Source organism: Reichenbachiella sp., assembly GCF_039941815.1.
Lineage (GTDB): Bacteria > Bacteroidota > Bacteroidia > Cytophagales > Cyclobacteriaceae > Reichenbachiella.
The window spans coordinates 148,740-168,553 of the sequence record NZ_JBDVDW010000057.1 but is presented as its reverse complement, the minus strand read 5'-3'; the positions used below and the strand labels follow the sequence as shown (position 1 = coordinate 168,553).

The following is a 19,814-nucleotide window of genomic DNA, read 5'->3' as shown; positions in this document are numbered from 1 at the left end:
AATACGACAAGGATGAAAGAAATACTTCAAAAATTAACCAACAACTATATTCTCACCCAGCGTGAGGCTAAAGAGATCTTGATTAGACTAGCCAATGGCGAGTTCAATCAAAGCCAAATGGCTTCGTTCATGACCGTATATCTTATGCGTAGCATCAGAACACATGAACTGGCCGGTTTCAAGGAGGCTATGTTGGAGTTGTGCAAACCAATCAACCTGTCGGACTATGATGCCATGGATATGTGCGGTACGGGAGGAGATGGAAAAGACACTTTCAATATTTCAACGACCTCTAGTTTTGTGGTAGCCGCAGCAGGGCAGCAAGTGGCAAAGCACGGCAACAATGGGGTTTCCTCCATGTGCGGTTCGTCTAACTTATTGGTGGGTCTAGGGTATGAATTTACATCGGAAGAGGACAAGCTCAAACGCAGTTTGGATGAAGCCGGTATTTGCTTTTTACATGCGCCGTTGTTTCATCCGGCTATGAAAAATGTAGCTCCTGTTCGCAAGGATCTTAGCTTGAAAACATTCTTTAACATGCTTGGGCCTCAGGTAAATCCCAGTCGACCAGAAAAACAATTGATCGGGGTTTATAATTTAGAATTAGCCAGACTGTATCAGTATCTACATCAAAGTGAAAACAGAGATTGCGCTATCGTGCATGCGCTGGACGGATATGATGAAATATCACTGACCGGTGGATTCAAAGTAATCACCAATCACGCCGAGAAGGTCTATTATCCGGATCACCTTGGGTTGACTCAGGTTACGCAACAGTCAATCAATGGAGGCGAAACAATTGAAGAAGCCGCTACTATATTTTTGAATGTCCTCAAAGGAGAGGCTACCAAATCGCAGACCGAAGTTGTCCTGGCCAATTCAGGATTAGCCTTGACCATAGGTAAGGGGCTATCTGATATCACAGAAGGAGTGGCAATGGCTCGCGAGGCAATAGATTCAGGTAAAGCATATCAGTGCTTCAAAACCTTCTTGAATCCTTCAAAAACTCACATTTCACTCGCTAAACCATGAACGTACTAGATAAGATAGTCCAAAAGAAAAGGGACGAAGTCACCTTTCAAAAATCGGTTATTTCAATTGATGATTTGACCAAATCCAACTATTTTGATCGCCAATGTCATTCTACAGTTGAGAGATTAACACGAGCAGTTCCGTACGGGATTATTTCAGAATTTAAAAGACAATCACCTTCCAAGGGAGTGATTAATGATAAGGCTGATGTAGCTCAAGTGGCCAAAGGGTACTGCGAAGCTGGAGCTGCCGCGGTTTCTATTCTTACCGATCAAGAGTTTTTTGGAGGGAATATAGAGGATCTGCAACGTGCCAGAAAGCACATGAACTGCCCCGTTCTGCGCAAGGACTTCATTATTGATGAATTCCAGATATACAAAACCAAGGCAATAGGAGCTGATTTGATGTTGCTCATTGCGGCAATCTTAACCAAAGAGGAAATTGCCAGATTTACAGACTTGGCACATGATCTTGGATTAGAGGTGTTGCTCGAAATACACAATGAGGATGAGTTTCACAAAGGGTATTATGAGCCTGTAGATATTCTAGGAGTGAATAATCGAGATTTGAAGCAGTTTAAAACTACCATTCAAAACTCCATCGATCTTGCCAAAATTCTTCCTAAGGAACAGGTTAAGATATCGGAGAGTGGGATATCCACTACTGCTCAAATGGATCTTCTTGCTCAAGCAGGATACAAAGGTTTTTTGATCGGAGAGCAATTTATGAAGCACGAAGATCCTGCCGATGAGCTTAGGAAATTTATGTCCATGACTGCGGAGAAATCATGAAAATCAAAGTATGTGGTATAAGAACTAAATCCAATCTGGAATTTCTGAGTGCTCAGGAGGTAGATTTTGTTGGCTTTATTTTCTATTCAAAGTCCAAGCGAAATTTTGAAAATGGCGAACTGGGTATAACTGAAGTAGCTGATTGTGGAAAGCATACTGTAGGTGTGTTTGTGAATGAATCAGCTGAAACGATAAAACAAATAGTTGCAGCTTATCAGCTGGATTATGTTCAGATGCACGGCGACGAAACGCCTGGATTTTGCGAATCATTGAAGCTGGAGGGAATCAAGATTATAAAAGCGTTTTCGGTTATTGATCAGCTTCCACAAAATCTTGGGGCATACGAGCCATATGTTGATTATTTTTTGTTCGATACGAAAGGTCAGTCCTACGGAGGAAATGGCGTTCAATTCAATTGGCAACTGCTAGGCCAGTACGTCGGAGAAACACCTTTCTTCCTGAGTGGCGGAATAGGACCCGAAGATGTAGACAAAGTCACCCAGATGGATCATCCTGGATTAGTTGCTATAGATGTGAATAGCTGTTTTGAATCAGCGCCAGGGCTAAAGGATGAAGACTTATTAAGAAAATTTATTGATGAATTCAAAAGGAAAGAAAGAGATGGAAACTAAGTTGAGGCCCAATCAAAAAGGATATTTTGGTAGTTTCGGTGGTGCATTTGTTCCAGAAATGATGCAAGCCAACGTCGTCGAGCTCAAAGAGAACTACGAAGCTATACTCAATAGTGTTTCCTTCAAAGCTGAGTATGAAAAATTGCTTTCAGACTACGTAGGACGGCCTTCTCCACTTTATTTGGCCACAAGGTTATCTGAAAAATACGGTGCTCAAATTTACCTTAAAAGAGAGGATTTGAATCATACAGGTTCTCATAAGATTAATAATGCCCTAGGTCAGATTATTCTGGCTAAGCAGCTCGGTAAAAAGAAGATTATTGCCGAAACCGGGGCTGGCCAACACGGGGTAGCCACTGCTACAGCTTGTGCACTGATGGGGCTGGAATGCGTAGTTTTTATGGGAGAGGTGGATGTAGTACGACAGGCTCCAAATGTAGGACGAATGAAGATGCTTGGCGCAAAAGTAGTACCTGTGTCTTCCGGTAGCAAAACTCTAAAGGACGCAACTAATGAGGCTATGCGCTATTGGATTAGTAATCCATACGATACGCACTACATTATCGGGTCGGTCGTAGGGCCACATCCGTATCCGGATATGGTAGCCAGATTTCAGTCAATCATCAGTGAGGAAATCAAAAATCAGCTACTAGAGAAGACCGGAAGCGCTTTGCCAAATCGGGTGGTGGCCTGCGTTGGTGGTGGTAGCAACGCTTCGGGTGCTTTTTTTCACTTTATAGAAGAGGAAAATGTAGAGCTGGTAGCAGCTGAAGCTGCAGGCAAAGGACTTGACTCTGGTTTTACTGCAGCAGCTACTTTCAAAGGCAAAAGTGGTATTCTCCACGGAAGTAAGACACTTTTTATGCAGACGGATGACGGACAGGTTGTAGAACCACATTCAATCTCTGCTGGGTTAGATTATCCAGGTATTGGCCCTGCACTTGCGCATTGGTTTGAATCAGGGCGAGTGAAATACCTGGCGGTCACAGACGACGCAGCGATGGCGGCAGGTAAAGAATTATGTCTGCTGGAAGGTATCATTCCGGCTGTAGAATCAGCGCATGCACTTGCTGCTCTTGACCAGCTAGAGATGCTACCTAATGAAATAATTGTAGTCAATTTATCAGGTAGGGGAGATAAGGATCTTGAGACCTATCTTCAAAACATCTAAAATGAAATTCACATTTGTAATAATCTATTCCAATGGAAAATAGAATAAATAACTTATTAAATAAGAAGGATAATATCCTATCTATCTATTTTACCGCCGGCTACCCGGCGCTGGATGACACCACTCACATCATTAAAGAATTGGCACGAACCGGTGCTGATTTATTGGAGGTGGGCGTGCCATTTTCTGACCCGGTAGCTGACGGTCCTGTGATTCAGGAAAGTAACACTGCTGCTATTGCTAATGGAATGACTGTTAAGCTGCTCTTCGAACAACTTGGGGACATCAGAAAAGAGGTGGATATTCCTATCATAATGATGAGTTCATTGAATCCAATTTTGCAATTCGGTTTTGAGAATTTTTGCAAGCAATGCAAAACTATAGACGTGGATGGATTGATCATTCCGGACCTTCCAGTCGAAGAGTATATAGACCAATATAAAGAAATAGTAGAGGCCTATAACCTGCGAAATATCATACTGGTAACACCTGCTTCTACCAACGAAAGAATACACCTGGTCGACAAACATACAGACGGATTTATATACATGGTTTCGTCGTCCAGTACCACCGGAGAAAACAAGAATTTCGAATCGGATTTTGAAGATTTTGCCTTACGTTTGAAGGCTATGAACTTACAAAATCCACTCATCACAGGATTCGGAATCAAAGATAAAAATTCATTTGATCGAGTGTGTATCCATTCAAAAGGAGGGATAATTGGAAGTGCATTTGTCAAGGCTCTACCTCAAGAGGATACGATAACTGTGGCCATTCAAAAATTCATGAGTCAGTTCAAATAAGAGGCCATTTACTCAGTTTTCTAAAGTTTAGTCTCGTCTAAAAATAAGAGTATAAATTCTTATTAATCAGATACTTTAACTATTTTCAATTTAAGTATTAATTGGCTTTTCTTCTTAAAAGCCTAATTTTTACCACGCTGAAAGAATCTTCTAGATTAGTCGAAGGACAGGTACTTAAATTTTGGATGATCATAGACTTAGGCCGTCTTGTTTTTAAATCTGATTTTGGCCTTAACGTTTTTGTCGTATCAAGTCTGCCTATTCGGATTAAATATTGGTCACTATTTTATTTCAAGATATTCTTCTTATTTTGGCAGTTCATTCTATACCAAACAACATTCAAAATTGAACTACCTCCCACAAATTTATGGACCCCATTGTTGACAAATATTTGCGCAAGCTGGCTTGTGTTTGTCATACTAGGATACTGTCTAATGAAGAGGTAAAGGTTGAAAAGAAGAGCGTTGTTGATAGAGAGAAGTTTGACTTAGAATTCTTAAAATCAATATGAACGAAAAACAGGAAATTTTTGGCCACCCTAAAGGGCTTTACATTTGTTTCTTAACAGAAATGTGGGAGCGCTTTTCATTCTACGGAATGAAATTTTTACTTCTTCTATACCTCACTAAATACCACCTTTTTACCGATAGCGGCAGCCTTGATGTTCTTGGCGCTTACGCTGGTTTGGTATATGCACTTCCTGTTATTGGGGGGATGCTTGCGGACCGTTATTTAGGAATGAGAAAAGCCGTAATATTTGGTGGAATTTTACTTTGCTTTGGACACCTCGGTTTGGCTTTTGAAGGCGAGCAGGCTACCATCGTCAACGATGTAACTGTTCAGGACGATTTCGCCTTAAATATTTTCTATTTATCACTCGCATTAATAATTGTTGGCGTTGGTTTTCTCAAACCAAATATTTCAACCATTGTTGGTAAGCTATATGAAGTGGGAGACGAGCGAAGGGATTCAGGGTTCACCATTTTTTATATGGGTATAAATCTGGGCTCGTTTACTGCCACCTTACTATGTGGCTATCTGGGAGAAAATTACGGATGGGGTTACGGGTTTGGACTTGCTGGAATCGGAATGCTTCTGGGACTTGTCGTATTCTTGTGGGGTCAAAAATTCCTTCATGGACATGCAGATCCTGATAATCCAGAAGTACTCAAGGAGAATGGTTTTCTTGGTATCAATAAGGAAATGACTATTTACCTTGCCTCATTTGTCAGTGTTCCTGTGATTTGGTTCTTAGTGCAGTCAAATTCAATTGTTCACAGTACGCTCAACCTAATGGCATTCGCTGTTTTGATCTGGTTAATTTGGTTTTTATATAAGGAATGTAACAAAGTGGAAAGAGGTAGAATGATTGTTCTAGCTTCACTCACACTATTCACGGTAGTATTTTGGGCTTTGTTTGAGCAATCAGCTGCATCCATGACCTTATATGCTGACAGGGTGGTAGATAGAGTATTAGTGAATACCACATTCTTGCCTACAGAAACGACCGGCCTCTATATTATGGCCTTCTTGTTGATAATGATCCCGTTAGTCACTGGATTTATGGGACGTCAGAAGTTTCAGGAGATGAACGATTCTGAAAGAAAAATCACAGGTGGATTGTTTGTTATAACCTCTTTGACAATGATCTATTTTGGAATAGACGCAATTGGCTTTGCAGGAGATGTAGCAGAATCGGCTTCCGGGCTACCTGTAAGATGGGAAGTTACAGCCGTGCAGACTGGTTCACTTAATGCCATGTTTATTTTCTTATTGGCTCCATTATTTGCCTGGTTATGGACATTTTTGGGTAAAAATAAAATTGAACCAGGGACACCGTTGAAATTTGGTTTGGGTATCCTTCAAGCGGGATTAGGTTTTGGTGCTTTGGTGCTCGGGGCTACGATGCCAGATGCTTCTGGTAAGGTAGCTTATATTTGGATCGTCTTGGCTTATCTGCTCCACACTACAGGCGAGCTTTGCCTTTCTCCAGTCGGGCTTTCGGCAGTGACTAAGCTATCTGTTCCTAAGGTAGTAGGATTTATGATGGGGGTTTGGTTCCTTGCGACTGCATATTCCGAATTGGTCGCCGCACAAATCGCCAAATTTGCCGCCATAGATACCGATGCCGGAATTGTAACAGATGTCGCAGCAGCCAGTACTGTATATGCCGAGTTCTTTTCTTCCCTTATGTGGGTAGGAGTAGCCATAAGCGTCGTACTCTTTGTATTAGCACCTTTTATGAAGAAGAGTATGCACGGAGTGAATTAATCTCCAACAGAAAAAGTACAAAAAAACCACAGGGGAAACCTGTGGTTTTTTTGCTTACACATGTTCCAAAATTTGCAATTTTTAACCATTTGTACAATCCCGACAGTTGTTATTGTACAAACTTGCTATATTCGACAAATTTTTAAGTTCCAAACACATGAATACAACGCAAGAGCCTGAGCTATTTGGCCACCCAAAAGGATTGTTTTATTTGTTCTTCGCAGAGTTATGGGAGCGATTCAGCTTCTATGGAATGCGGGCATTACTTACCCTGTACATGGTGAACGAAATGTTTAGCGCTATTGCCGAACGGGACTCAATAGCCTTTGGTATCTATGCCTCGTATGGGATGCTTGTATACGCAACTCCAGCTTTAGGAGGGGTTTTGGCCGACAGACTACTTGGGCTTCGACGGTCTGTGATGCTGGGCGCTGTTTTCTTTACTATTGGCCATTTTGTACTGGCTATTGAGCATCCGATTTTCTTCTATACTGCTCTAGGGTTTTTGATTATTGGAAATGGATTTTTCAAACCAAACATTTCTTCATTTGTAGGTTCGCTTTATAAAAAGGGAGATGTGAGAAGAGATTCTGGGTTTACCATCTTTTACATGGGTATTAACGTTGGGGCGGCAACTGCGCCCATTTTTTGTGGATGGCTCGGTGTCAACTATGGTTGGCATTATGGGTTTGGAGCTGCAGGTATTGGTATGCTTACCGGTTTGCTAGTATTCTGGAATGGAACAAAAAATGGCGTATTTGGAGATCATGGTCTTGCTCCATCAGAAGACAAATTGGACGAGACATTTCTAGGAATGAAAATAAAATACTGGATCCCCGTGGGCGCTGTAGCCCTTGTTCCAATTATTGCCTTTATGATCCAATTTGGGGATATTGCCCTTACTGCTTTTGGCAACGTGATGTTCGAAGGCACGATCGTATCTTTCATTTTCAATATTTTGGTGCTTGGCGTAGCAGTATATTTGATATGGATGTTTCTTCAGGTATCCGGCAAGGAGCGTCAGCAGATGATCATGGTGCTGTGGATGACACTTCTCATGACCATATTCTGGGCATTCTATGAATTAACAGGAAGTTTGTTGACCTTGTTCGCAGACCGGAATGTTAATCTAGTTGGTTTTAGTGCGGCAGGCACCAATGGAATCACGGCTATCTTTGTTGTAATACTCGCCATTCCATTCTCAGCCATTTGGATCGCCCTACAGAAAATTAATCTAAACCCAAGAACACCATTCAAATTTGCTTTCGGCCTTGTATTAATAGGAATTGGGTTTTATGTCCTCTCTTTGAGTGGCGGATTTGCTGATGCAGAAGGAAGAGTGCCAATGCTATTTTTGGTTGCAGCTTATTTCTTGTTCGTCATCGGTGAACTAAATATGTCGCCAGTTGGATTGTCAAAAATCACTGAATTGGCTCCTAAAAAATTGGTGAGCTTCATGATGGGTATATGGTTTTTGGCTGTAGCCTATGCATTCAACATTGGAGGATTGATAGGTCGAACCATGGCCATCAATACTGATGACGTAAGCGAGGCTTCTGGGTTAGAATCACTTAATGTCTATGTTCAGGGATTCGAGCAGATAGGTACCTTCGGTCTTGGTTTAGGATTACTGGCACTGGTATTAGCTCCTTTCATGAAGAAGCTGATGCACGAAGTCCACTGATATCTGTGATTAGACTTTAGTCCACTTTAATTTTGATCACCTCCGAATAGTTAGGCGTGTTGATTTGCAGCTGATATAGTCCTTGTGCTATTTTATCTGGAAAATTTAGAATGACCGAAGATTGAGCGTCTGATATGTTGATCTGTTGTTCGAAAACTATCAATCCTGATAGATCATAGAGCCTTAAGTTGACGGTTTGATCATAATTGATTCCAGTCAGCATCAATCGTGTCTTTCTATCTTGAATCGGGTTGGGATAAACCTGAATCATACTACCGAAGCGATGCTCAACAGATACAGGATCAAACGTTTCTGATTGCCCATCGAAATCTACCTGTACAAGACGATAGTAGGAGAGGCCCGCAAAAGGATCCGAATCTACAAAGTGATAGTTTTGTGCTGTATTAGTAGTGCCGTTACCATCGACAGTGCCTATGGCTGAAAAGTTAACGCCATCTATAGAACGTTCTATAAAAAAATAATCATTGTCGATCTCTGACGAAGTAGACCAGGCGATGATGACTTGGTCCAACGTCGAGTTGGCCTCAAACCTGATTAATTCCACTGGTAGTGACATGCCTCCGCTTCCTACGCCAAAGGGGGAAAAGGTAGTGAACCCGGAAGCTTCAAAATAGTAGTCTGGACCAGTTGCATCTTTACTACTTGTAGAGGTTTCGACCCACTCAGACCCATCCCATCTGCCAATCTCAGTTTGGGTATCACCCGGAGTAAAAGAACCCCCAAAACTCATGGTGCCATCATCTCTCCATGAAAGTCGAACTGTGGTAGCCGCCGTACCCGCAGTTCTATTGATAGTCCATTCGGTATTAGCTACTCTGGCGGCATCATTGGGAGCGTTGCTAAATGAGCCACCCACACGTACTTGAAAAGTGCTGATGTCACCAGGAGTAAGCTGGACAAGATTAGAAAGGGAAGTAGTGGAGATCCCTACCGGAAAATCGACGCTGGCTGCAGCTGCCAGATCTCGCTGTAAATACCCCGTACCATCTGTCACGAAGTATCGATCTTGATTATATCCGGATATAGTATTGGCAATGACATCACTTGACCCGAGAATCAATTTTCCATCACTAAAACTAATATCGTCGTTTACTGTGACATCACTATTGAGCGTAACATTGTTGGAGTTATTGATGGACAATCCTTCTATGGTACTTAGTAATTCTGGGCCGGTCACCTGTGCAGCAGTACCGCTATAGGTAAGTACGGCTGTACCGCCATACGTAAGTGTATTGCCCCCATTGGCAAATGTAGCTGTACCATCAAGGTTGAGGGCGTCATTTACGGTCAGATTGCCTTCTAGAGTCTTTGCTCCACCTCCTGATAGTGTCAATGTGCCCATAGTCGTAATTGTAGTATTGCCTACCGTTGTTTGGATCGTTTGGGCGGTAGCTGAGCTATACTCAATTGTACTGTTGTTATTGACATTCCAGATTTGGGCCGTAGAACTTGCACCATCCTCAACCAAGCCACCGCCAGTTACGAGTGTGCTTCCTGAACTTGTAGAAAGATCAATTTCAACATTGTTGCCATCCGAAAATAGGGTAATATCACCACCAACTGTCAGCATCCCACCAGCAGTGAGGATTTGCGCCTGCTGCGTTGATCCTGCACCAGAGCTTTGGACCACCATACCTGCAATGATCAGGTTTGACGAACTACTCCAAGTTGCAGTTGGCTGTTCGGTAGCTGCTGCAGAGATTTGATTGAAGGCGGTGGCTGTAGACCAACCGTTTCCAGTTTGATAGTCTGATTCTGTATATCCTGTAGCCGCAGTATGTGTACGGTTGTTGGCACGTGTAGCTGTAGTATAGAAATACAAATCATTTGCGGAGACGCTGAGACCGGGTGAGGCTTGCACGGTGGTACTATTGATATTGCCGGTTGCCTTAGTAGCTGCTACCGGTGTGGTCTGATTCACATTGTATAGAGTGACTACACTAAATTTTTCAGCTGCAGGTCCAGTACTCCAGGTCACAGTAAAATCCTGAGCACCTGTTTCTCCGGTGATGCCGGCTTCGTCCAACGTCCATATCTCTGTCCTGATATCATTCCCTCTATCTTCGCCCACTTGAAAAGTAAGTGCGGTAGAACCCCAGGTGATACTGGAAACTGTGCCTATATTGTTGTTGTTTTCATCCCCAACAACTACTACCATGAGCCGGTCTGTTCCACTTGATGGGGTATATGAAGTTTTGGAATTGGATAACGATCCAGAGATTATACCAGACGTAACTGATGCGTCCAAAGTCAGACCTGAGGAGACGTTAATATTCCCACCATTCATATTCACTTGTGTAGTTCCAGTAGCAGTAGAAGCACCGGATGCCTGAACAAACATATTGTTGTTTACAGAGACGTCTGATGTATTGTCAAAGAGAGTCAGCGAAGCTGGGTTTGTACCTCGATCACTATTCAATATTAGATTATTACATTGGACTGATAGCCCCGCAGGTACGGTGACATCGATGTCGCCTGGAATCTCCACGTTCCAACCAACTCCAGGATAATCTATGCCTTCTGTACACCCTACGGCACATGCGCCCCCCCAGGTAGTGCCGATATTCCAATCACCGTCCACAGCGGCTGGAATCGGAGAAGAAGTGACTTGAAAGTACATGCCAGACATAACCATGCTATTACTGGTCGACATAGTAGATGTAGGCGTTTCAGAACTGGCTGTCGTAAGCACACGATAGGCATTGGCAAACGTATATCCGCTAGTTTGTTCAGACAATTCAGTATAATTAGTAGACGGGGTATGCGTCGTCACCGCTCGACTTGCTGTGACATAAAAGACCATGTCATTGTCTCCGGCATTTAATGCACCTAGTGTAAGGGAGTTAGAGTTACCAGCCGCGTTACGACTGTTAGGAACTGGATCTGATTGGTCTACATTTGCAAGTGTTACTACTGAAAAAAGCTCATCTGTAGGGGGAGCACTCCAGTTGACAGTAAATGCTGCTGAACCCGACTCAGCTACAATTCCTGCTTCGTCCAGCGTCCATGTCTCAACGACGATATCACCGCCTCGCTGTCTTCTTGTCTGGAATGTGAGGGCTGTAGAGCCATAAGTGATACTTGACACCGTGCCGACACAATTGTTGCATTCGTCACCAACATTTACCACTATCATTCTATTGTAACCTGAGCCTGCGTTATAGGTAGTTTTGACGGTGGCATGTGAGCCTGAAATGACCTGAACCTGTGCTTGAGATTTGGACATAATCCATAGCACGAGTGATATACAGATAAGGGCTCTTTTCATAGCAGAATTGGATCGATTGCCTTTCTAAGTCAAAGACATTCAAAAGAAAGCTTAAATTTATTACCGAGAAATGGGACTATGCCTCAAATATCGATAAAATGACTGGTTTATTCGATGATTAATCAATTTGCATTAAATCGAGTAGGCATTTTTTTTTGAATTTTCCTTAAATCAAAAGTGCTCGAAAATATTAATAATCCAATAAAAAGTAGAATTTATACCGATTATTTTTATAAAAATATACTTGTAAATAATTGTATTATTCATGGGCTTATTTGAGCTTTGCTGCTGTTATTTCAAAGCTGTTATTTCAAAACTGATATAAAAAAATCATAGACAAAAATGAAGAAATATATACTAGTACTCGCCATCGTTTTGCTTCCGCTTTTCACTTCTCAAGCTCAGGAGATTGGTATCAGACTTGGCGATGTCCTTGGTAACGATGCTGCGGTGGACTTTGTTCTGCCAACTGGTAACTCTAGCAGATTACACGCTGATGTGAGCTTTGGTGATCATGTAGGAGCTGAAGTTTTATACGATTTTTTATACAAAAGACTCGGCGACACACCAAATTTAAACTGGTATGTAGGCGTGGGGCCTTCTGCCTTATTTGCAGACGATTTGTTTTTAGGAGCAAGCGGCGAAATCGGACTGGAATACCACTTTGACTTCCCCATGGCTATTGGAGCAGATTGGAGGCCAACATTTTGGCTGATCGAGGAAACTGATTTCAGAGGAGATAGTTTTGGTTTGAATATCAGATATGTATTCAATAGATAAACAAGTAGTACTCAATTGAGTGTGTCCCTCGTGTGAGACCACTTCTAAAAAAAGAATATGATAGTAGCATCGGCTTAAAACCCGATGCTTTTTTTTGTATTAGCAAGGATAATTCATGTTGATCGAATATTAAATCTTCTTCACGAGAATTAAGAAGTACTAGTTTATTGATAAAATTCTTACATTTGTCGGTATATGAAGATAAGATGGTTTCATATTTTCCTTTCTCTGCTGCTTACGCTTGCAGTAAACGACTACATCTGGATAGAACTGCTCGAAGACGAGTATATAGTCCTGGAGGTAGAAAAAGAGGAAAAGGAAGAGCTTAGGGAAGAACTCAGAGAGTCTAAATCTGACGAATTTGATAATTTCTCTTACCATAGTTCTGTTTCCTCATATTCATTCATATTTCAAAATATTGCTTCGGGCATTGTCAAGCATGGCAACTCCTTTCGTCCGATCATCAAAAGCAATGACCCCAGCTTATATATTCTATTCTGTCAGCTTCGGCTGGATTGTTGATTTTTTCTTGGTTTAAAAGACTCTGTTCGAAATTCGAACTTTTCGAGCCAATGAGTCTTTTCCCAATCTACTAGCCATGTAGAGGTTTAGGTGATGCATTTCATCTAACCATCAGAAATAAAATTAACACGGTGTTTAACCCTGCCTTTTTACAAATTTTGATTTGAATCATGGATAACATGTTCAACATAGAGCAATCCATTCTGATTTTCAATATCACATCAGGAATGTAGCACCCCATCCAAAAGAATATTATGAATAAGTTATATATACTCATAGTCTTGACAATACCTATCGGTTTTTTAAGCTGTGAAACACATAAAGAGCATCATCAGCCGGCAAGCAAATTTTTGGTAACAAGCCCAATGAGACAAGATACGCTTGTCACAAGAGATTACGTCTGCCAAATACATTCCGTACAGCACATAGAATTGAGAGCTCTGGAAAGAGGTTATCTCGAGAAAATATTTGTTGACGAAGGCCAATTTGTAAAAAAAGGTCAGTTGATGTTTCAAATCATGCCACGACTTTACCAAGCCGAATTAGAGAGAGCAGAAGCAGAAACGAATTATGCCAAAATCGAGTATGAAAATACGCGACGACTTACTGAGAGCAATGTGGTAGCCCCCAATGAATTGGCATTGGCCAAAGCCAAACTGGACAAAGCCAAAGCAGAGTTGTCATTGGCACAGGTACATTTAGATTTCACGCAAGTGAGGGCCCCCTTCGACGGTATTATAGATCATTTCCATGTCAGGCTGGGCAGCTTGGTTGAGGAAGGCCATATGCTAACCACGCTGTCAGACAACCATGAAATGTGGGTGTACTTTAATGTACCAGAAGCGGAATACTTGGACTACAAGGTGAAAGCCAAGTCCGACAGTGTGATGAACGTAAGATTGGCATTGGCTAATAACAAAGCTTTTGAGTTTCCGGGCAAGGTGACAGCCATAGAAGCAGATTTTAACAATGAAACGGGAAATATAGCCTTTCGAGCTACTTTTCCAAATCCAAAAGGGCTGCTCAGACATGGGGAGACAGGTAATGTACTGGTCGATACTCCGCTGAAAAATGCGCTGTTGATCCCTCAGAAGGCCACTTTTGAGATTTTGGATAGAAAGTATGTCTATGTGATTGGAGATGACCAGGTGGCACATTCCAGACAAATCACCGTAGCTGCAGAATTGCCTCATTTATATGTGCTCAAAGCTGGGCTAAAGGATACGGACATCATCTTATTAGAAGGTTTACGAAAGGTAAGGGATGGTGACAAAATCGGATCTGAGTTTATAGCTCCGAAAGTAGCATTGGCAGATCTTCAATTACACGCTGAATAAATAGTAAGATCATGTTATTGAGCAGAATAATCCGTAGACCTGTTTTGGCGATAGTCATTTCAGTAGTCCTTCTATTTACTGGTACATTGGCAATCAATCATTTGCCAATTTCACAGTTTCCGCAAATCGCACCGACTTCGGTGAATATATTTATTGCCTACCCCGGTTCAAGTGCAGAGGTGCTGGTAAATTCAACATTGATCCCGGTAGAACGCGCCATCAATGGCGTACAAGGGATGCGATATATATCCTCTGATGCAACAAGTGCTGGTGAAGCTACGATTCGTGTGGTTTTCGAACCTGGTACAGATCCGAATCAAGCAGTAGTCAGGGTCAAAACCCGGGTAGATCAGGTGATGCCGTTGCTTCCGCCATTGGTGCAGAGAGAAGGGGTCATTATAACCCCGATACAGCCGAGTATGCTGATGTACGTCAACTTGTATAGTAAGAATACAGATTCTGATGAGAAGTTTTTGTACAATTATGCCAACGTCAATATGATACCTGAGATTCAAAGGATCAAAGGAATTGCCAGAGCGCAGATATTGGGTAGTCGTCAGTACGCCATGAGGGTCTGGTTGAAGCCTGATCGAATGCGCGCGTACAGAATTTCTGCAGAAGAGGTGATGGAATCCATGCTGGAGCAGAGCATTATTGGGAGGCCAGGTCGATTAGGGAGGAGTTCAGGAAAGCAAGCTCAGTCTTTGGAGTATGTCTTGGTTTATAAGGAGCGATACAACAAACCTGAGCAATATGAGGATATCATCATTCGTGAAAACGAAGAGGGACAAATTATCCACCTAAAGGATATTGCTGAAGTAGAACTAGGAAGCGAATTTTTTGATATTTATTCCAATCTAGACGGCTATCCGGCTGCTTCTATAGTTTTGAAACAGACCGTCGGGAGCAATGCCTCAGATGTCATCGAAGAAGTCAAAGGTAGACTGAAGGAGATGAAACGGGATTTTCCTCCGGGGATGGACTACAAGGTAAGCTATGACGTATCCAATTTTCTCGATGCCTCGATTGAGCAAGTCATTCACACGCTTAGGGATGCGTTTATTTTGGTCGCGCTCGTGGTGTTCATTTTTCTTGGAGATTGGCGTTCTACGCTGATTCCTATATTGGCTGTGCCGGTTTCTCTGATTGGAGCTTTTTTTGTGCTGCAAATTTTTGGTCTGTCTATCAACCTAATCACACTATTTGCCCTTGTATTGGCCATAGGTATAGTGGTAGATGATGCTATCGTAGTGGTAGAAGCTGTCCATGCCAAGATGGAAGAGGAGAATTTGTCACCATTCCTTGCGGTAAAAGCCGTGATGGGAGAAATCAGTGGTGCTATCATCGCCATCACACTCGTCATGACCTCGGTATTCTTACCTATTACTTTTATGCCCGGACCGGTAGGTACCTTTTATCGTCAGTTTGCTATCACTATGGCGAGCTCTATTGTTTTGTCAGCCGTAGTGGCTCTGACACTTACACCTGTGCTGTGCGCCATGCTTTTGAAAAATAATCATGGGAAACCAAAAAGGAAATCCGTGATGAACAAATTGCTTGATGGGTTCAACAGTGGATTTGGTAAGGTCACCGACAAATACGTCCGTCTACTAAGGCTGATTGTAAATCGTCGGTTGATCACTTTTGGGGTTTTGTTAGCGTTTGGAATCGGCATAGTTGTAGAAAATCATCTCCTACCATCTGGCTTTATTCCGAATGAAGACCAAGGGACAATCTACGCTATCATTCAGACTCCTCCTGGGGCAACACTCGAACGCACAAATAAACTTGCACTCGAACTTCAACGAATTTGTGAAGGGGTCGATGGTATAGAATCCGTTTCAGCGTTGGCAGGTTATGAGATTATGACCGAGGGTCGAGGCTCTAATGCAGGTACCTGCCTGATTAATCTGAAAAACTGGTCACAGCGCAAACATTCCGTGCATGAAATCATGGAAGAGTTAGAAGAGAAATCAGAGAACCTTGGGGCCATTGTAGAATTCTTTGAGCCACCGGCAGTGCCAGGGTTTGGGACTTCGGGCGGTTTTTCGCTTCGTCTGCTGGATAAGACCAATATCACTGATTATCAGGAGTTTGAAAAGATAAACAACCGTTTTATGGATGCACTCCGTAGTCGGGAAGAACTAACAGGCCTGTTTACCTTTTATGCAGCCAACTATCCTCAATATGAGTTGGAGATTGATAACAAAGCGGCCATGCAAAAGGGAGTGACGATTGGTAAGGCGATGGAAAACCTAAATATTATGATCGGCAGTACTTATGAGCAGGGCTTTATCCGATTTGGACGATTCTTCAAAGTATATGTGCAGGCTGGCCCAGAATATCGAAGATATCCCTCGGACCTCGCCAATCTTTATGTGAAAAACGAACATGGAGATATGGTGCCTTATTCGTCATTTATGAAAATCATCAAGAAGCAGGGTCCCAACGAGATTACCAGATACAATCTCTATAACTCCGCCGCGATCAGAGGCCTTCCAGCTTCGGGATTTACAACAGGTGATGCGATAGAGGCCATTCATGAAGTAGCTGAAAATATGCTCCCTCGAGGATATGATGTGGCATGGGAGGATCTGTCATATGATCAAGCCAGACGTGGAAATGAAGCACTATTCATTTTTGTCATCGTACTAATCTTCGTTTATCTGGTATTGGCAGCGCAGTATGAAAGTTTCTTATTGCCGCTTGCAGTTGTGTTGTCGCTCCCTATGGGCATTTTTGGTTCGTTTCTTATGCTGAAGATGATGGGGTTGGCCAACGATGTATATGCGCAAGTGGGTTTGATCATGCTCGTCGGATTGCTGGGGAAAAACGCAGTCTTGATTGTTGAATTTGCAGTGCAAAAACATCGGCAAGGTGCAACAATTTTAGAATCCGCTATAGAAGGTGCTAAAGTGAGGTTCAGGCCTATTCTGATGACTTCATTTGCGTTTATAGCCGGATTGATTCCGCTGGTGCTGTCGCATGGTGCCGGAGCAGTTGGTAATCAAACTATAGGCTCCTCTGCTATGGGAGGTATGCTCATGGGCACTCTCTTTGGTGTCATAATCATACCAGGATTGTATTTCATATTTGGAAGCCTCGCAGAAGGACGTGATCTCATCAGAGATGAGAAACATGAGCCACTGTCTGAGGAGTATGTGCACACCATGGAGGATCGAGAAACGATGCTCAAGAGAATACAGCAGGAAAATCGAGGTGAGGATCAAGAAGAAAAAATCAAATGAGAGTTATGAAAACAAATGCCATATATAGAAGTTTGGCTATAGCCATGCTAGCAGTTGTCATAGATGCATGTGCTCCTCAATTAGTCGTAAAGGAAGCCGGCACGGTGATTCCGGATCAGTTTTCTGGGAATATTGACACGTTGAATGCCGCTAATATCAACTGGAAGGATTATTTCAAAGATCAACATCTGGTGGCGCTCATTGATACCGCATTGTTCAACAATCAGGAGCTGAACATTTTCTTACAGGAGATGGAGGTATCCCGAAATGAAGTGAAAGCAAGGAAAGGAGAAATTTTACCGGCTGTGGATTTACGGGCCGGTGCTGGTGTTGAGAAATCGGGCCACTATACTAGAAATGGGGTAGTGGAAGAAAATCATGAAATCAAAGAAGGGAAGGAGTTTCCAGAACCACTCGGTGATTTTATGATTGGCGCGCAGGCTACTTGGGAAGTTGATGTTTGGCGAAAGCTCAGAAATTCCAAAAAAGCGGCTTATACCAGATACTTGTCTTCCGTGGAAGGAAGAAATCTCATGCGTACCAATTTGATTGCTGAAATAGCCAATTCATATTTCGAATTGCTTGCGCTGGACAATCAGCTGGATATTGTGAAGCAGAACATCGAAATTCAAGAGAATGCATTGAAAATTGTGAGGCTGCAAAAACTATCAGGAAGAGTCACAGAGTTAGCGGTCAGGCGATTTGAAGCCGAAGTATTTGATACAAAAAGTATCCAGTTTGAAATTCAGCAGGAGATCATTGAAACAGAAAACAAAATCAATTTTCTACTGGGTCGTTATCCACAATCTATTGTGCGCGATTCGGACGGATTTGTCAATATTATCCCTGATTCTATCCAGGCAGGGATTCCATCTCAGTTGCTGAAAAACCGACCGGATATTAGACAAGCCGAGTTGGAGTTGATGGCGGCCAGATTGGATATAGACGTGGCTAGAGCCAATTTCTATCCAACAGTGGGAATTTCTGCAGGTATAGGGTATCAGGCGTTCAACCCTAAATATCTGCTTAATACACCGACCTCCTTGACCTATTCTTTATTTGGAGATATAGTTGCTCCTTTGGTTAACAGAAATGCGATCAAAGCCATTTATTTCAATGCCAACGCAAAACAGATACAGGCTGTTTATAATTATGAACAAACGGTATTGAATGCCTATATAGAAGTGGCTAATCAGCTTTCAAATATCAATAACCTGCAAAACAGTTATGATTTGAAGCTACAACGGGTGCAAGCACTCAACGAGTCCATCGTCATATCCAACAATCTTTTCAGATCAGCAAGGGCTGACTATATGGAAGTAATGCTTACGCAGAGAGATGCTTTAGAATCCAGATTTGAGTTGATTGAGACCAAAATGGAGCAAATGCATGCCTGGATCAATGTCTATCGCGCCCTGGGAGGTGGCTGGCAATAATTCCTGCTAGTTATAAAAATTACACAAGGAGCGTCTGTCCATCGAAAATGACCAGACGCTCCTCAACAATCATTAAAAACAAATACCAATGGGAAAAATAATAAGAGCTAAGTTACCTATAGAGTATAGCATAGGCATACTGTTGTTGATTTTTGGTTTGTCCTTCTTCTTGGCAGGACGCATTTTTGAAACCCCAATGCCAGATACTGAAGCAGGGGCGAACATGTATTTAGGCATGTTTCTGGTCAGTAGTGCAGTCACAGTTATGGTTTTGATTCTATGGGAAGAGCTTCTGTTTCCTGTCCAGATCAACCCATCAGAAACAGAAGTTGTATTTAGAAACCACAGAAGCAAACTTCGAATTCAGGTCTTGATTTACCTGTCCATACCAGTTATTGTGGTTTTTCTCTATGCTAACTATGATTTGAACCTATACAGTTTTGTCCCCTGGGCCGCCGTCTGTCTAACTGCACCTGTGGCGAGTAAACTCGTATCAGGAATCAATAACTATAATGATTTTTTACGGTTGACAGATAATGAGATAGAATACAAAAACAATGAGAAAGAAGGTATCCTACTGGTCAGCAATATTCGGCAAATCAAACTGATCAACGATGATGATGGTATTCTTAGCAAATTGGGAGTTTCACTGACTGACAAAAGTCAGGTCACAATTGACTTGGATGAAATGGAGCTGGAGGAATTTTATGATAGTATAAAAGAGTATTTATCTATTCATTATCAAAAATTACTCGAAAAACGGATGATGTAGTTGTTCTATGATCTAATAAAAAACGGTCATAACCTTTTGTAGATTA

At 42.2% G+C, this 19,814-nt stretch carries 14 protein-coding genes; 13 read left to right on the top strand and 1 reads right to left on the bottom strand.

Annotated elements, in window-relative coordinates:
* Positions 1-12: 12 nt before the first annotated feature.
* The 7 genes from trpD (at position 13) to ABJF11_RS12630 (ending at position 8,384) form a co-directional block, all read left to right on the top strand.
* Complete coding sequence (gene trpD, locus ABJF11_RS12660; RefSeq protein WP_348120235.1) at positions 13-1,032, top strand: anthranilate phosphoribosyltransferase; 1,020 nt, start codon at positions 13-15, stop codon at positions 1,030-1,032.
* Entirely contained in the window at positions 1,029-1,823 is a 795-nt protein-coding gene (gene trpC, locus ABJF11_RS12655; protein ID WP_348120234.1) for an indole-3-glycerol phosphate synthase TrpC, read from the top strand. The genes trpD and trpC overlap by 4 nt, the downstream gene beginning before the upstream one ends.
* Entirely contained in the window at positions 1,820-2,455 is a 636-nt protein-coding gene (locus ABJF11_RS12650; RefSeq protein WP_348120233.1) for a phosphoribosylanthranilate isomerase, read from the top strand. Before trpC ends, ABJF11_RS12650 begins: the two co-directional genes overlap by 4 nt.
* On the top strand, positions 2,421-3,626 hold the full coding sequence (gene trpB, locus ABJF11_RS12645; protein ID WP_348120232.1) for a tryptophan synthase subunit beta: 1,206 nt from the start codon (positions 2,421-2,423) through the stop codon (positions 3,624-3,626). Before ABJF11_RS12650 ends, trpB begins: the two co-directional genes overlap by 35 nt.
* Positions 3,627-3,658: 32 nt before the next feature.
* Complete coding sequence (trpA, locus tag ABJF11_RS12640; RefSeq protein WP_348120231.1) at positions 3,659-4,429, top strand: tryptophan synthase subunit alpha; 771 nt, start codon at positions 3,659-3,661, stop codon at positions 4,427-4,429.
* 507 nt (positions 4,430-4,936) lie between these two features.
* Positions 4,937-6,700, top strand: coding sequence for a peptide MFS transporter (locus ABJF11_RS12635; protein WP_348120230.1), 1,764 nt, complete (start codon positions 4,937-4,939; stop codon positions 6,698-6,700).
* Between the two features lie 157 nt (positions 6,701-6,857).
* Positions 6,858-8,384, top strand: a complete 1,527-nt coding sequence (locus ABJF11_RS12630) for an oligopeptide:H+ symporter (RefSeq protein WP_348120229.1) — start codon at positions 6,858-6,860, stop codon at positions 8,382-8,384.
* A 16-nt stretch (positions 8,385-8,400) separates the two neighbouring features.
* On the opposite strand, the gene ABJF11_RS12625 is transcribed toward ABJF11_RS12630, so the two are convergent.
* Positions 8,401-11,673 (bottom strand): T9SS type A sorting domain-containing protein, encoded by a 3,273-nt coding sequence (locus tag ABJF11_RS12625; protein ID WP_348120228.1) that lies wholly within the window; start codon positions 11,671-11,673, stop codon positions 8,401-8,403.
* 342 nt (positions 11,674-12,015) lie between these two features.
* On the opposite strand from ABJF11_RS12625, the gene ABJF11_RS12620 reads away from it, so the two are divergent.
* From ABJF11_RS12620 to ABJF11_RS12595, 6 genes are all read left to right on the top strand, one after another.
* A complete protein-coding gene (locus ABJF11_RS12620) occupies positions 12,016-12,453 on the top strand; it encodes an outer membrane insertion C- signal (protein ID WP_348120227.1) in 438 nt (145 codons plus the stop codon).
* 195 nt (positions 12,454-12,648) lie between these two features.
* Positions 12,649-12,975: a hypothetical protein gene (locus ABJF11_RS12615; protein WP_348120226.1), complete on the top strand. Its 327-nt coding sequence runs from the start codon at positions 12,649-12,651 to the stop codon at positions 12,973-12,975.
* A 254-nt stretch (positions 12,976-13,229) separates the two neighbouring features.
* The gene (locus ABJF11_RS12610) at positions 13,230-14,312 is read left to right on the top strand and encodes an efflux RND transporter periplasmic adaptor subunit (RefSeq protein ID WP_348120225.1); all 1,083 of its coding nucleotides are present in this window, start codon (positions 13,230-13,232) and stop codon (positions 14,310-14,312) included.
* Between the two features lie 11 nt (positions 14,313-14,323).
* Positions 14,324-17,560 (top strand): efflux RND transporter permease subunit, encoded by a 3,237-nt coding sequence (locus ABJF11_RS12605; protein WP_348120224.1) that lies wholly within the window; start codon positions 14,324-14,326, stop codon positions 17,558-17,560.
* A gap of 5 nt (positions 17,561-17,565) precedes the next feature.
* Positions 17,566-18,996, top strand: a complete 1,431-nt coding sequence (locus tag ABJF11_RS12600) for a TolC family protein (RefSeq protein WP_348120223.1) — start codon at positions 17,566-17,568, stop codon at positions 18,994-18,996.
* Positions 18,997-19,084: 88 nt separating this feature from the next.
* Complete coding sequence (locus ABJF11_RS12595; protein WP_348120222.1) at positions 19,085-19,768, top strand: heavy metal transporter; 684 nt, start codon at positions 19,085-19,087, stop codon at positions 19,766-19,768.
* Positions 19,769-19,814: the final 46 nt, after the last annotated feature.